Below are 15146 nucleotides of genomic sequence, written 5' to 3'. Positions count from 1 at the left end.
TTGATCGGTTTGCGAGGATCGCTAACCGATCGGATGAGCAGGCTCAGCCCTCATGCCGCAGCGCCGGGAACAGGATCACGTCGCGGATGCTGGCGCTGTCGGTCAGCAGCATCATCAGGCGGTCGATGCCGATGCCGCAGCCGCCGGTCGGGGGCATGCCGTATTCGAGCGCGCGGATGAAGTCGGCGTCGTAGAACATCGCCTCCTCGTCGCCGGCGTCCTTGTTGGCGACCTGGGCCTGGAAGCGGGCGGCCTGGTCCTCGGCGTCGTTCAGCTCGGAGAACCCGTTGGCGTATTCGCGGCCGGTGATGAACAGTTCGAAGCGCTCGGTGATGGCCGGGTTGGTGTCGGACGCGCGCGCCAGCGGGCTCACCTCGACCGGGTAGTCAATGATGAAGGTCGGCTGCCACAGCTTGGCCTCGACCTCGGCCTCGAACAGGCCGAACTGCAGCTCGGCGAGCGTCCAGTGCGCCGGCGCCTTCTCGTGCGCGGCCAGGATGCGGGCGCGCAGCAGGTCCTTGTCCTCGGTCTGCGCGAGCGTCAGGCCGCAGTGCTCGACCAGCGAGTCGCGAACCGTCAGGCGGGCGAAGGGCTTGTCCAGGTGCACTTCCCTGCCGGCGTAGGTCAGCGCGGCGGAGCCGGTGGCGGCGACCGCGGCGTGGCGCAGCACCTGCTCGGTGAAGTCCATCAGGTCGTGGTGGTTCCAGTACGCCGCGTAGAACTCCATCATCGTGAATTCGGGGTTGTGCCGAACCGAGATGCCTTCGTTGCGGAAGCTGCGATTGATCTCGAACACGCGCTCGAAGCCGCCGACGATCAGGCGCTTCAGGTAGAGCTCCGGCGCGATGCGCAGGTACATCGCCTGGTCGAGCGCGTTGTGATGCGTGACGAAGGGCTTCGCGTTGGCGCCGCCGGGGATCGGGTGCAGCATCGGCGTCTCGACTTCCATGAAGCCGTTGGCCACCATGAAGGCGCGGATCTCGCCGAGCGCCGCGCTGCGGGCGCGAAAGCGCTTGCGGGCCTCCTCGTCGGTGATCAGGTCGACATACCGCTGGCGGTATTTCACTTCCTGGTCGGAAACGCCGTGGAACTTGTCGGGCAGCGGGCGCAGCGACTTGGTCAGCAGGCGCAGCGTCGTGACCTTGATCGTGAGCTCGCCGGTCTTGGTGATGAACAGCGTGCCCTCGGCGGCGAGGATGTCGCCGAGGTCCCAGTGCTTGAACTGGCTGTAGACCTCCTCGCCGACGTTGTCGATCGCCACGCGCAGCTGGATGCGGCCGGTGGCGTCCTGCAGCGAGCAGAACGCGGCCTTGCCCATCGTGCGCTTGAGCATCATGCGGCCGCCGACGCTGACGGCGATCTCCTGCGGCTCCAGTTCCTCGTTGGTGAGCTGGCCGTACTTCGCGATGAGGTCGGCCGCGCGATTGGCCGGCTTGAAGTCGTTCGGGAACGCCACGCCCTCCTGGGCGCGGATCGCGGCCAGTTTCTCGCGACGCTCCGCAATCAGCTTGTTCTCGTCGAGCGGCGGGGTGGGCGAGGTGGTGTCCATGCGAGGAATTTCGGTGCGGGAAAGGAAGGAGGCAGCGCGGGCTGCCAGGGAGAACCCGCGATTTTACGTGGAAGCCCGGCCGGGAGCGCGACTGACCTAAAATCACGGATTGCCCCCGTTTGCCCACCAGCCCGCGTCACGCGCGGGCGCGAGCGCGCACGCCGCGCGCGCTGCCTCTTCACGACGCCCATGTCCCCGCACAGCCTCCGTCCCCAGACCCACGCTCCCGTCACCGACCGCAAGGTGCGCTTCGCGCTCGTGGGCTGCGGGCGCATCGCGGCCAACCACATGGAGTCGGTCAAGGTGCATGCCGAGCGCGCCGAGATGATCGCGGTGGTCGACACCGACCCGGCCAAGCTGGCGGCCGCCGTGGAGCGCACCGGCGCCCGCGGCTACCCGAGCCTGGAGGCGATGCTCGCCGCCGAGACGCCCGACTGCGTGATCATCACCACGCCCAGCGGCCTGCACTCGCAGCAGGTGATCCAGGTGGCGCGCGCCGGCTTCGACGTGATGACGGAGAAGCCCATGGCCACGCGCTGGCAGGACGGCCTCGCGATGGTGCGCGCCTGCGACGAGGCGGGCGTGCACCTGTTCGTCGTCAAGCAGAACCGCCGCAACAAGACGCTGCAGCTGCTGAAGAAGGCGATGGAGCTCGGGCGCTTCGGGCGCATCTACATGGTCAACGTCAACGTCTTCTGGACGCGGCCGCAGGAGTACTACGACTCGGCCTCGTGGCGCGGCACGTGGGAGTTCGACGGCGGCGCCTTCATGAACCAGGCGAGCCACTACGTCGACCTGCTGGACTGGATCGGCGGCCCGGTCGAGAGCGTGATGGCCTACACCGGCACGCTGGCGCGCAACATCGAGGTCGAGGACACCGGCGTCGCCGCGCTGAAGTGGCGCAACGGCGCGATGGGCACGATCAACGTGACGATGCTCACGTACCCGAAGAACATGGAAGGCTCGATCACCATCCTCGGCGAGAAGGGCTCGGTGCGCGTCGGCGGCCTGGCCGTCAACGAGATCAAGCACTGGGACTTCGCGGACAAGCACGAGATGGATGCCGAGGTCGAACAGGCCAGCTACCAGACGACCTCGGTCTACGGCTTCGGCCACCCGCTTTACTACGACAACGTCATCAACACGCTGCGCGGCGAGGCGATGCCCGAGACGGACGGCCGCGAGGGCCTGAAGTCGCTGGAGCTGCTGATCGCGATGTACCTCTCGTCGCGCGACGGCCGCCGCGTCAACCTTCCGCTCGAATACTGATGCCGACGACCATCCATCCGACGGCCATCGTCGACGACGGCGCCGTCCTCGGCGACAACTGCCGCGTCTGGCACTGGGTGCACATCAGCGGCGGCGCGCGCATCGGCGCGGGCTGCTCGTTCGGCCAGAACGTGTTCGTCGGCAACGACGTGGCGATCGGCAACAACGTCAAGATCCAGAACAACGTGTCGGTGTATGACGCCGTCACGCTGGAGGACGACGTGTTCTGCGGGCCGAGCATGGTGTTCACCAACGTCTACAACCCGCGCGCGGCGGTCGTGCGCAAGAACGAGTACCGCCGCACGCTGGTGCGCCAGGGCGCGACGCTGGGCGCCAACTCCACGCTCGTGTGCGGCATCACCGTCGGCCGCCACGCCTTCGTCGGTGCCGGCGCCGTCGTGCAGAAGGACGTGCCGGACTTCGCGCTGGTGGTGGGCGTGCCCGCGCGCCAGATCGGCTGGATGAGCCGGTTCGGCGAACGCCTGGAACTGCCGCTCGAAGGGCAGGGCGAAGCCGCCTGCCCGAACAGCAGCGATCGTTATCGACTCGATGGCCGCGTGCTGGCACTGATTTGAATTCAAGGAAAAGAGCGCCATGAACGCACCCCTCCCGCCGCAGAAGAAGATCGAGTTCATCGACCTCAAGGCCCAGTACGCCGTGCTGCGCGACGAGATCGCCGTCCGCATGCAGAAGGTGCTCGACCACGGCCAGTACATCATGGGCCCCGAGGTCAAGGAACTCGAGACCGCACTGGCCGCGCACACCGGCGCGAAGCACTGCATCACCGTCGCCAGCGGCACCGAGGCGCTGCTGATCGCGATGATGGCGCTCGATCTGAAGCCGGGCGACGAGGTCATCACCACGCCGTTCACGTTCGCGGCCACCGCCGAGACGATCGTGCTGCTGGGCGGCGTGCCGGTGTGGGTCGACATCGAGCCCGACACCTGCAACATCGACGCCGGAAAGATCGAAGCCGCGATCACGCCGCGCACCCGGGCCATCATGCCGGTGAGCCTGTACGGCCAGTGCGCCGACATGGACGAGATCAACGCGATCGGCGCGCGCCACGGCATCCCGGTGATCGAGGACGCGGCGCAGAGCTATGGCGCGAGCTACAAGGGCCGGCGCAGCAACAACCTGTCGACCTTCGGCTGCACCAGCTTCTTCCCGAGCAAGCCGCTGGGTTGCTACGGCGACGGCGGCGCCATCTTCACCAGCGACGACGCGCTGGCCCAGGCCGCGCGCGAGATCCGCGTGCACGGCCAGAGCGCGCGCTACACGCATACCCGGGTGGGTGTGGGCGGCCGCATGGACACGCTGCAGTGCGCGATCGTCCTGGCCAAGCTCGGCCGCCTCGACTGGGAGCTGCGGCGCCGCCACGAGATCGGCGCCGAGTACCACCGGCGCCTCGCCGCGCTGAACCTGACGACGCTGACGGTGCGTCCGGATCGCGACAGCGTCTGGGGCCAGTACACGGTGCGCGTCGCCAACCGCGCGCACGTGCAGGCGGTGCTGGCGGAGGCCGGCGTGCCGACCGCGGTGCACTATCCCCGGCCGCTGCATCGCCAGCCGGCCTACGAGAAGTACGGCGACCGCGACAGCTGCCCCAACAGCCTGGCCGCCGCCGAGGAAGTGATGAGCCTGCCGATGAGCGCCGACCTGTCCGATGCCGACCTCGACCGCGTGGTCGCCGCGCTGAGCGCCGCCGTCGGCGTCCGCGCGCAGTGACCTTGCCGTGACGGCGCCGTCATCGCGACACGGCGGCTTGCTGCGCGCCGTGCTGACGCTGGTGGCCGGCGGCGCCATCGCGCAGGCGCTGCCGCTGCTGCTGGGCCCGTGGCTGACGCGGCTTTATTCGCCGGAGCAGTTCGGCGTCTACCACCTGTTCGCGGCCGTCTCGGCCAACCTCGCCGTCGTCGCCTGCGCGCGCTACGAGTTCGCATTGCCGTTGGTGGGCGACGCCGTCGACGCCGCGGCCCTGCGCGCGCTGTGCCTGCGCGTGCTCGGGGGCGTGACGCTGGCCAGCGCGCTGGGCGCGGCCGCGTGGCTCGCGTGGTCGGCGCATGGCTGGACGGCCTGGCTGCCGGTGGCCGTCGCGGTGCTGGGGTGGCTGTCGCTGGCGACGCTGTGGGCCACGCGCGCGCAGGCGTACCGCGCACTCGCGATCGCGCGCGTCGTGCAGTACGGCGGCGCGTCGCTCGCGCAGGCCGGCGCGGCGCTGCTGGGCGCCGGCGTGCAGGGCCTGATCGTCGCGCCGATCGCCGCCGCCGCCGCCGCGGCCGCGGTGCTGCGCCTGCCCGTGAACGACGCTGTGCGACCGTCGCCGCAACGCTGGCGAGAACTCGCGCGGCGCTTTCGCGACTTCCCGCTGCTCAACACGCCGCATGCCTTCATGGGCGCGCTGCAGGACACGGTGTCGATCGCGATGATCGCCGCCTGGCAAGGCCCGGTGGCGGCCGGCTTCTGGGGCTTGTCGCTGCGCTACCTGAAGGCGCCAGCGACGCTCGTGGGCGGCGCGGTGTCGCAGGCGCTGTATCCGCAGCTGGCCGCGCATGGCGCGTCGGTCGACCACGACGCCGACGCGCACGCGCCCCTGCGCGTCACGCGCGAGGGACGCGCGGCCGTGCGGCGCGTGATGGCCGGCCTGGCCGCCATCGCGGCGCCGCTGGTGCTGCTGCTGTGGGCCTTCGCGCCGTGGGCCTTCGAGCGCCTGTTCGGGCCGCAGTGGCGCGGCGCCGGCGAGCTCGCGCGCACGCTGGGGCTCTACATCGGCGTGCACTTCGTGGCCGCCCCGCTGGCCGTCGTCACGCTCGCTTGGGGCGCGCAGGCCTGGGCCCTGCGGCTCGCGCTGGTCGGGCAGGTCGCCTTCGTCGCGGCGCTGGCCGCGGGCCTGAAGCTCGGCGGCCTGCCAGGCGCCGGCTGGGGCGTGTCGATCGCGATGACGCTTTATTTCGGCGTCTACTTCGTGCGCCTGGCCACCTGGCCGCTGACCCGGGAGGAACACGCATGACGATGCGCACCACGTTGAATCGCCTGCGCCGCAAGTGGCTGCGGCGCTGGATCTGGCAGCCCGTCTTCGGCGAGGCGCAGGGCGGGCGGCTGCTGCCGCACACGCGCATCTCGAGCGCCAGCGTGATCGAGCACGAGGACAAGCTGAAGCTCGGCGACAACGTCTTCATCGGCGCGTTCAACTTCATCGAGGCCAGCGGCGGCATCACGATCGAGGAGGGCGTGCAGATCACCAGCCACTCGGCGATTGTCACGCACAGCTCGCACCGCTCGCAGCGGCTGTTGGGCCCCGCGTATGTCACGTTCCCGGTGCCCGACGGCGGCGAGCGCCCGGGCTGGATCTCCGGCCCGATCCACATCGGCGCCTACAGCTTCGTCGGCCCGCACTGCCTGATCGAGGCCAACACGCGCATCGGCCGCGGCACGCTCGTGTGCGCGGGCAGCTTCGTGCGCGGCACCTTCCCCGACTTCGCGATCCTCGAAGGCCGCCCCGCGCGCGTGGTGGGCGACAGCCGGCGTGCCGACGAGCGCGCGCTCGTGCGCTTTCCCGAGCTGCAGGTGCTGTACGACGCGTGGGCCGTCGCGCCGGCGCCCATCGACCTGGAAGGGCCGCGGTGAAACCGTTGCGCGTCGTGCTGTTCGGCGACGGCGAGAGTCCGCACCTGCTGAAATGGGCGCGGGCGCTGGCGCCGCGCGTGGAGCTGTTCGTCGCGTCCAGCCGCGGGCTGGCGCCGGCGCTGGCGGCGCTGGTCGCGCCGGAGCGCACGCTGCTGCTCGGCCACGCGACGAAGTTCGAGGGCGGCAACGTCGCGCTATTGAAGACGCTGCCGACGCTGGCGCGCTGGCTGCGCGGCGTCGACGCCGACTGGATCAACGCGCATTACCTGAGCTCGCACGGCACGCTTGCATGGCTCGCGCGCAAGCTCGGCGTGCGCGCGCGGCTCGCGGCGTCGGCCTGGGGCTCGGACATCCTCGTCGCGCCCCGTAGTAGCGTGGTACTACGCTGGCTCACGTCGCGCGTGCTGCGCGACGCCGCGCTCTGCACCAGCGACTCCGCGCACATGGCGCAGCGCATGCGCGAGCTGGGCGCGCACGAGGTGATGACCTTCCCGTTCGGCCTCGACGCGTTGCCGGCCGCGCCGTCCGCCAAGGAGCCGCGGCTGTTCTTCGCCAACCGCGGCCTGGAAGACATCTACGACCCGCAACGCGTGCTGACGCTGTTCGCGGGCGTCGCGTCGACATGGCCCGACGCGCGCCTCGTCGTCGCCAACAGCGGTTCGCGGGGCGACGCGTTGCGCCAGCAGGCCGCGGCGCTGGGGCTGGCCGACCGCATCGACTTCGTCGGCCGCCTCGACGCCGCGACGCAGTCCGCGTTCTACGCCCGCGCCCGCTGGTACCTGAGCGTGCCGCGGAGCGACTCGGTCTCGGTGTCGGTGCTGGAGGCGATGGCGCACGGCTGCATCCCGCTGCTGTCCGACCTGCCGGCCAACCGCGAGCTGGTTCGCGACGGCGCCAACGGGCTGATCCTGCCCGACGCCCAGGCCGCGCTGTCGCCCGCCGCGCTCGAGCGCCTCGCGGCCGAGGCCGCGTCCATCGCCGTCGCCAACCGCGACTGGGTCGGCGCCAACGCGCTGTTCGGCCCCAGCGTCGACGCCTTCGTCGCGCGGCTGGAGAAAATCACGTCGTCTGCCAAGCCATGAACATCGTCTACATCAACCACTACGCCGGCACGCCCGCGCTCGGCATGGAGTTCCGGCCGTACTACCTGGCGCGCGAGTGGGTGCGCAGCGGGCATCGCGTGCAGATGCTCGCGGCCTCGTATTCGCACGTTCGCGCGCGCCAGCCCGAGGTCGGCGACAAGCCGAAGGGCGAGACGGTCGACGGCATCGCCTACCGCTGGTATCCGACCCGCGGCTACCAGGGCAACGGCCTGGGCCGCGTGCGCAACATCTGGGAGTTCCTGGGCCAGGTGTGGCGCGACACCGCCCGCATCGTGCGCGACGTGAAGCCCGACGTCGTGATCGCGTCCAGCACGTATCCGATGGACATCTGGGTCGCGCGCCGCATGGCGCGAAAGGCGAAGGCCAAGCTGGTGTTCGAGGTGCACGACCTGTGGCCGCTGTCGCCAATCGAGCTGTCCGGGATGTCGCCGAAGCATCCGTTCGCGCGCCTGTGCTTCAAGGCCGAGTCGGATGCGTACCGCGACGCGGATGTCGTCGTCTCGATGCTGCCGGTGGTGCACACCTACATGGCCTCGCGCGGGCTGGATCTCGACAAGCTCGCGATCGTGCCCAACGGCATCTCGCCCGACGACTGGGCCGCGAAGCCCCAGCCGTTGCGCGAGGACGTCGCCGGCACGCTGGCGACGGCGCGCACGGTCGGCGAGACGGTGGTCGGCTACGCCGGCTCGATGGGCGAGCCCAACGCGCTCGACACGCTGCTCGACGCGGCCGCGTTGCTGCGCGACGACCCGGCCGGCCGCAAGCTGCGCTTCGTGCTGGTGGGCGACGGCCACCTGCGCGCGCATTTGAAGGATCGCGTGCGCAACGAGGGCCTGACCAACGTCCGGATGCTCGCGCCGATCCCGAAGCTGCAGGTGCCCGCGATGCTGGCGCAGGTCGACATCGCCTACATCGGCTGGCAGCGCGTGCCGATCTACCGCTTCGGCATCGCACCCAACAAGCTGATGGACTACATGATGGCCGGACGCGCCGTGCTGCACTCCGTGGAGGCGGGCAACGACCCGGTAGCCGAGGCGGGCTGTGGCGTCACCGTCGCGCCGCAGGACGCCCGTGCCGTCGCCGACGGCCTGCTCAAGCTGGCCCAGCTGGCGCCCGCCGCGCGTGCCGTGATGGGCGAGCGCGGGCGCGCGTTCGTGCTGGCGCGCCACACCTATCCGGTCCTGGCGAAGCGGTTTCTCGATGCCCTGAAGTGAGCGCACCGGTTCGGGGCATTCCGACCCGGCGAGTGGCTGTCCCGGCGCGCTCCGCCCCCTCCAAAGAGGGATACGGGTATGCCGTGCCCCAAATTCGAACACCGTAGAATCCCGTAATGATCTGGATTCTCATGGTTGCGCTCGTCTGCTCGTCGGTCGCAATGCTTTTTGTCGTCACCCAGGCGGAGCGCCTCGCGCACTGGTTCGACGACCACGACCTCTCCGGTCCGCAGAAGATGCACGTCAAGGCCGTCCCGCGCGTGGGCGGCATCGGCATCCTGGCGGGCGTCTGCGGCGGGCTGGCGGCGGCCGCCTGGATGCATGGCGCGCTGGGTTCGGGGATCCTGCTGATGCTGGCCTGCATGGTGCCGGCCTTCGGATCGGGCATCTGGGAGGACTTCACCAAGTCGATCTCGCCGCGGCGCCGCATGGTGGCGCTGGCGCTGTCGGGCCTGCTGGGCGTGCTGCTGCTCGGCGGCAAGTTCACACACACGGGCTGGCAGGCGTTCGACGACATGCTCATGTCCAACGGCCTGCTGTGGCTGGGGGCGGTCGGCGCCGTCTTCGCGGTCACCGGCGTCTCCAACTCGGTCAACATCGTCGACGGCATGAACGGCCTCGCCTCGGGCTGCACGATGATGATGAACCTCTCGCTCGCCTACATCGCATGGCGCGTCGGCGACGAGCTGGTCTTCAGCGTCGCGCTCGCCACGGCCGGCGCGACGCTGGGCTTCTTCCTCTGGAACTATCCGCGCGGGCTGGTCTTCCTCGGCGACGGCGGCGCCTACCTGCTCGGCTTCATCGTCGCGGAGCTGGGCATCCTGCTGACGACGCGCCATCCGCAGGTATCGATGGTCGCGCCGCTGCTGCTCGTGGCGTATCCGGTCTTCGAGACGCTGTTCACGATGTATCGCCGGCGCTTCATCCACCAGCGCTCGATGACGCAGCCCGATGGCAGCCACCTGCACACGCTGATCTACCGCCGCCTCAAGCGCGGGCCGGTCGACGAGTCGGGCGTGCGGGGATCGACGCGCGGCAATTCCGGCACCTCGCCGTACCTGTGGCTGCTCAACGCCGTGGCCGTCGTCCCGGCGACGATCTGGTGGGGCAACACGCCGGCGCTCGCGCTGAGCCTGGCGGTGTTCGTCCTGGCCTACCTGGACGTCTACTGGCGCATCGCCAGGTTCCGTTCGCCGAAGTGGATGGGCGCGCGCCGCGAGTCCGCGCCGCCGGCCGAATCCTTCAACAAGTCGTGAAGCGTTGCGCCGCCGGGAGGTTCCGGCCGGTGCCCACTGCCGTGCAGGCTTCCCGATGACCGACAATCGGGCCCCATGAACGAAGCATCCAGACCCTTCCTCCCATTTGCCCTGCCCGAGATCGGCGACGAGGAGATCGCCGAAGTCGTCGACACGCTGAAGTCCGGCTGGGTCACCACCGGCCCGAAGGCCAAGCGCTTCGAGACGGCGTTCACCGAATTCCTGGGCGACGCGTCGCTCGAGTCCATCGCGGTGAACTCCGCCACGGCCGGCCTGCACCTGGCGCTCGAGGCGCTGGGCATCGGCCCTGGCGACGAGGTGATCACCACCACGCACACCTTCACCGCCACCGCGGAAGTCGTGCGCTACCTGGGCGCCGACGTGGTGCTGGTGGACGTCGACCCCGACACGCTGTGCATCGCGCCCTGGGCCATCGAGGAGGCGATCACGCCGCGCACCAAGGCCATCATCCCGGTGCACTACGCCGGCCTCGCCGCCGACATGCCGGCCATCCTCGCGATCGCGAACAGGCATGGCCTGAAGGTGGTCGAGGACGCGGCGCACGCGCTGCCCACGTTCAGCGCGGGCCAGCTGGTCGGCACGCTCGATTCCGACATCACCGTCTTCAGCTTCTACGCCAACAAGACGATGACCACGGGCGAGGGCGGCATGATCGTCACGCGCCATCCCGAACTCGCGCGGCGCATGAAGGTGATGCGCCTGCACGGCATGAGCCGTGACGCCTTCGACCGCTTCACGGCCACCGTGCCGAGCTGGTACTACGAGATCGTCGCGCCCGGCTTCAAGTACAACCTGACCGACATCGCGGCCGCGCTGGGCCTGCAGCAGCTCAAGCGCATCGACGGCTTCCAGAAGCGCCGCGTGGAGCTGGCCGACGCGCTCGACGCCGGCCTCGCCGGCCTGCCGCTGATCCTGCCGCCGCGCGCGCCGCGCGACGGCCAGCACTCGTGGCATCTCTATGTCGTGCGGCTGACGGACGAGGCCAAGGTCTCGCGCGACGTCTTCATCGAGCGCCTGTTCGCGCAGGGCATCGGCGTCAGCGTGCACTACATCCCGCTGCACCTGCAGCCGTACTGGCGCGACCGCTACTCGCTCACGCCGCAGCAGTTCCCGCACAGCCAGCGCGCGTTCGAGCGCATGGTGAGCCTGCCGCTGTACACGCGCATGACCGATGCCGACGTCGCGCGCGTGTGCGACGCGGTGCGCAGCGCGCTCGCGGGTTGATCCCGCTCGCGGCCAGCATGTTCAAGCGCCTGTTCGACGTCGTGTCGGCGCTGCTCGGCCTGCTGGTCTTCGGCCTGCCGATGCTGGCGGTGGCCGCGTGGATCCGGCTGGATTCGCCCGGCCCGGTGTTCTTCCGCCAGGAGCGCGTGGGCCGGCACGGCAAGGTGTTCCGCATCCACAAGTTCCGCACGATGACGGTGGACGCCGAACAGCGCGGCCCGCAGCTGACGGTGGGCGCGGACGCGCGCGTCACGCGCGTGGGACGCGTGCTGCGCGCCAACCGGCTCGACGAGCTGCCGCAGTTCTTCGACGTGCTGGCCGGCGACATGAGCCTCGTCGGCCCGCGGCCCGACGTGCCGCGCTACGTCGAGCGCTGGCCCGCCGACCTGCGCGAGCGCGTGCTCGCCGTGCGCCCGGGCATCACCGATCCGGCGTCGCTGAAGTTCCGCGACGAGGCGACGCTGCTCGCGCAGGCGGCCGACCCCGAGCGCGAATACATGGACGTGATCCTGCCGCGCAAGCTCGCGCTGGCCGCCGACTACGCCGACCACGCCTCGCTGTGGACCGACCTCGCCGTGATCGGGCGCAGCGTCGGCGTCCTTCTCTTCCGCTGATCCCGCCGCCCGTCGTCGCACGCCCGTGAATCCGCCCTCGAAGCCCACTCCGCCCACCGTCTGGCATCGCCTGGACCACTTCCTCGCGCGGCTGCGGCCGCATCGCGAGCCGCTCTCGCTGGTGGTGGACGGGCTGCTGATCGCGTTCGCGTGGAACGTCACCTACCTGTTCCGCATCGGCTTCGACCGCTGGTTCGACGCGCGGCCCTGGTACGACTTCTGGGTGATGCTGGGCATCATCGCCGCGTACCTGACGCTGTTCTGGATCCTGCGCGTGCCGCAGAGCATGTGGCGCTTCTCGGGCTTCGGCGAAGTCAAGCGCCTCACCTGGGCCTGCCTCGGCGCGGGCGTGGCCTGCGCGGCCACGGTGATGGGCCTGCAGCTGTATGGGGTGCCGCGCTCGGTGCTGGCGCTGCATCCGCTGGTCACGCTGATGTCCGTGTGCATGGTGCGCGTGGGCTATCGCATGCTCTACGAGCACTCGCGTGCGCAGATCACCGGCGGCGACAAGGAGGTGCGGCGCGCGCTGATCCTCGGCGCGGGGCAGGCCGCCAAGCGGCTGATGGCGGGCATCCACCAGCAGGGCTGGATCGTGATGGGCATGCTCGACGACGATCCGGCCAAGCAGGGCGCGCGCATCTCCGGCGTTCCGGTGCTGGGGCCGCTGGAGGCGGTCAGCGACCGCGCCGTGCTGGGCGCGGCCACGCACCTGATCATCGCGCTGCCGGGCGCCGCGGCGCGCCAGCGCCGGCGCGCGTTCGAGCTGGCCAGTTCCGCCGGCCTGCCGGTGCTGACCGTGCCGTCGGCCGACGAGCTGCGCCTGGGCACGGGCAGCGCCGAGCGCGTGCGCGACATCGAGCCGGAGGACTTGCTCGGGCGCGAGACCGTGCAGCTCGACGAGCAGGGCATCGACATGGTGCTGCACGGCAAGACGGTGCTGATCACCGGTGGCGGCGGCAGCATCGGCGCGGAACTGTGCCGCCAGGTCGCGCGCTACAAGCCCGCGCGGCTGGTGCTGGTGGAGCTGTCGGAGTTCAACCTGTACACGATCGAGCAGGAGCTGAGCCAGCGCTTTCCCGAGCTCCCGCTGCTGCGCCTGGTCGGCGACGTGAAGGACCTGGACAACCTGCGCAACATCCTGCGCGCCACGCGTCCGGCCGTCGTGTTCCATGCCGCGGCCTACAAGCACGTGCCCTTGATGGAGGAGCACAACGCCTGGGCGGCGATGCGCAACAACACGCTGGGCAGCTACAACGCGGCGCTGGCGTCCGCCGAGGCCGGCGTCGAGCGCTTCGTCCTCATCAGCACCGACAAGGCCGTCAACCCGACCAACGTGATGGGCGCGACCAAGCGGGCCGCGGAGATCGTGATCTCGGCGCTCGTGCCGGCCTGGCCGGCCACGCGCTTCATGGCGGTGCGCTTCGGCAACGTGCTGGGCTCGTCGGGCAGCGTGATCCCGAAGTTCAAGGAGCAGATCGCGCGCGGCGGCCCGATCACCATCACGCATCCCGACATCATCCGCTACTTCATGACGATCCCCGAGGCCGCGCGCCTGGTGCTGCAGGCCGCCGCGATCGGCACGAGCGGCCAGGTGCTGGTGCTGGACATGGGCGAGCCGGTGCGCATCGTCGACCTCGCGCAGCAGCTGATCCGGCTGAGCGGACACGCCCCGGAGGACATCCCCATCGTGTTCTCGGGCCTGCGCCCGGGCGAGAAGCTGTTCGAGGAGATGCTCGCCGATTCCGACACCACGATCGCCACGCCGATCGCGCGCCTGCGCATCGCCCGCCTGCGCGAGCGCGGCTCCGACGACGAGAGCGTGGATGCGTGGCTCACCGCCTTCGAGGCCTTGCGCTACGCGGAGGACGAGGCGATCCGCACGCACCTGCGCCGCCTCGTTCCCGAATTCCAGCCGCCGACGCATTGAGCCGCGCGCTTTCTCCGGCGGCGTCCCACCCACTCCTCTTCCACACAAGACAAGACATGGATATCACCAGCGCAAGAGTCGCCATCATCGGCCTCGGCTACGTGGGCCTGCCCCTGGCCGTCGAATTCGGCAAGCGCCGTCCGGTGCTGGGCTTCGACATCAACCAGACCCGGATCGCGGAGCTGCGCGGCGGCACCGACCACACGCTCGAGACCGACGCCGAGGAACTGGCCGCCGCCTCGCAGCTGGCGTTCAGCCACGACCGCGCGGATCTGAAGTCCTGCCAGGTCTTCATCGTGACCGTGCCGACGCCCGTCGACCAGGCCAACCGTCCCGACCTGACCCCGCTCGTCAAGGCGAGCGAGACCGTGGGACAGGCCTTGAAGAAGGGCGACATCGTGGTCTACGAATCGACCGTCTATCCCGGCGCGACCGAGGAGGTCTGCGTGCCCATCCTCGAGAAGACCAGCGGCCTGAAGTTCAACGTCGACTTCTTCTGCGGCTACAGCCCCGAGCGCATCAACCCGGGCGACAAGGAGCATCGCCTGCCGACCATCAGGAAGGTGACGAGCGGCAGCACGCCCGAGGTCGCCACCGCGGTGGACGGCCTGTACGCGCAGATCATCACGGCCGGCACGCACAAGGCCAGCAGCATCAAGGTGGCCGAGGCCGCGAAGGTGATCGAGAACACGCAGCGCGACCTGAACATCGCGCTGATGAACGAGCTGTGCCTGATCTTCCGCAAGCTGGGCATCGACACGCTGGAGGTGCTGCAGGCCGCGGGCACGAAGTGGAACTTCCTGCCGTTCCGCCCGGGCCTGGTCGGCGGCCACTGCATCGGCGTCGACCCCTACTACCTCACGCACAAGGCGCAGGAAGTGGGCTACCACCCCGAGGTCATCCTGGCCGGGCGCCGCATCAACGACAGCATGGCGGCCCACGTGGCCGACGAGACCGTCAAGCTGATGCTCAAGAAGAACATTCCCGTCCTGGGCAGCCGTGTCCTGGTGCTGGGCCTGACGTTCAAGGAGAATTGCCCTGACGTGCGCAACACGAAGGTGGTCGACATCGTCAAGACGCTGCGCGGCTACAACACCGAGGTCGACGTCTACGACCCGTGGATCGACACGGACGAGGCCATGCACGAGTACGGCCTCGCCTGCCTGAAGGACGCGCCGCAGCCGGGCCGCTACGCCGCGGTGGTCGTCGCGGTGGGCCACCGCGAGTTCCATGCGATGGGCGCGCAGGGCATCCAGGCGCTGGGCATTCCCGGCGCCGTGATCTTCGACGTCAAGGGCCTGCTGCCCTTCGGCGTCGCCGACGGTCGACTTTGAACAAGGGC

General features: G+C 70.0%; 13 protein-coding genes. 12 read left to right on the top strand and 1 reads right to left on the bottom strand.

Annotated features, from left to right (window positions below):
- Nucleotides 1-43: 43 nt before the first annotated feature.
- Complete coding sequence (gene lysS / locus LPC04_RS21890) at nt 44-1549, bottom strand: lysine--tRNA ligase (protein WP_275684415.1); 1506 nt, start codon at nt 1547-1549, stop codon at nt 44-46.
- A gap of 189 nt (nt 1550-1738) precedes the next feature.
- Here lysS and LPC04_RS21885 point away from each other — a divergent pair, with 189 nt between their 5' ends.
- The 12 genes from LPC04_RS21885 (at nt 1739) to tviB (ending at nt 15138) form a co-directional block, all read left to right on the top strand.
- Nucleotides 1739-2818: a Gfo/Idh/MocA family protein gene (locus tag LPC04_RS21885; protein ID WP_275684414.1), complete on the top strand. Its 1080-nt coding sequence runs from the start codon at nt 1739-1741 to the stop codon at nt 2816-2818.
- Nucleotides 2818-3393, top strand: a complete 576-nt coding sequence (locus LPC04_RS21880) for an acyltransferase (RefSeq protein ID WP_275684413.1) — start codon at nt 2818-2820, stop codon at nt 3391-3393. The genes LPC04_RS21885 and LPC04_RS21880 overlap by 1 nt, the downstream gene beginning before the upstream one ends.
- A 49-nt stretch (nt 3394-3442) precedes the next feature.
- The gene (locus LPC04_RS21875) at nt 3443-4546 is read left to right on the top strand and encodes a DegT/DnrJ/EryC1/StrS family aminotransferase (RefSeq protein WP_275684542.1); all 1104 of its coding nucleotides are present in this window, start codon (nt 3443-3445) and stop codon (nt 4544-4546) included.
- A gap of 7 nt (nt 4547-4553) precedes the next feature.
- Entirely contained in the window at nt 4554-5828 is a 1275-nt protein-coding gene (locus LPC04_RS21870) for a lipopolysaccharide biosynthesis protein (RefSeq protein WP_275684412.1), read from the top strand.
- Nucleotides 5825-6445 carry an acyltransferase gene (locus LPC04_RS21865; RefSeq protein ID WP_275684411.1) on the top strand — a complete coding sequence of 207 codons (621 nt, stop codon included), beginning with the start codon at nt 5825-5827 and terminating at the stop codon, nt 6443-6445. The genes LPC04_RS21870 and LPC04_RS21865 overlap by 4 nt, the downstream gene beginning before the upstream one ends.
- On the top strand, nt 6442-7527 hold the full coding sequence (locus LPC04_RS21860) for a glycosyltransferase (RefSeq protein WP_275684410.1): 1086 nt from the start codon (nt 6442-6444) through the stop codon (nt 7525-7527). Before LPC04_RS21865 ends, LPC04_RS21860 begins: the two co-directional genes overlap by 4 nt.
- Nucleotides 7524-8762, top strand: a complete 1239-nt coding sequence (locus tag LPC04_RS21855; protein WP_275684409.1) for a glycosyltransferase family 4 protein — start codon at nt 7524-7526, stop codon at nt 8760-8762. Before LPC04_RS21860 ends, LPC04_RS21855 begins: the two co-directional genes overlap by 4 nt.
- 116 nt (nt 8763-8878) lie before the next feature.
- On the top strand, nt 8879-10018 hold the full coding sequence (locus LPC04_RS21850) for an MraY family glycosyltransferase (protein ID WP_275684408.1): 1140 nt from the start codon (nt 8879-8881) through the stop codon (nt 10016-10018).
- 75 nt (nt 10019-10093) lie between these two features.
- A complete protein-coding gene (locus tag LPC04_RS21845; protein WP_275684407.1) occupies nt 10094-11263 on the top strand; it encodes a DegT/DnrJ/EryC1/StrS family aminotransferase in 1170 nt (389 codons plus the stop codon).
- A 17-nt stretch (nt 11264-11280) separates the two neighbouring features.
- Complete coding sequence (locus tag LPC04_RS21840; protein ID WP_275684406.1) at nt 11281-11877, top strand: sugar transferase; 597 nt, start codon at nt 11281-11283, stop codon at nt 11875-11877.
- 25 nt (nt 11878-11902) lie between these two features.
- Nucleotides 11903-13804: a polysaccharide biosynthesis protein gene (locus tag LPC04_RS21835; RefSeq protein ID WP_275684405.1), complete on the top strand. Its 1902-nt coding sequence runs from the start codon at nt 11903-11905 to the stop codon at nt 13802-13804.
- A gap of 56 nt (nt 13805-13860) precedes the next feature.
- Entirely contained in the window at nt 13861-15138 is a 1278-nt protein-coding gene (gene tviB, locus LPC04_RS21830; protein WP_275684404.1) for a Vi polysaccharide biosynthesis UDP-N-acetylglucosamine C-6 dehydrogenase TviB, read from the top strand.
- Nucleotides 15139-15146: the final 8 nt, after the last annotated feature.

This window comes from Scleromatobacter humisilvae, from assembly GCF_023231945.1.
In the GTDB taxonomy this organism is placed as follows: Bacteria; Pseudomonadota; Gammaproteobacteria; order Burkholderiales; family Burkholderiaceae_C; genus Scleromatobacter; species Scleromatobacter humisilvae.
This window is presented reverse-complemented; position numbering and strand designations above follow the sequence as displayed.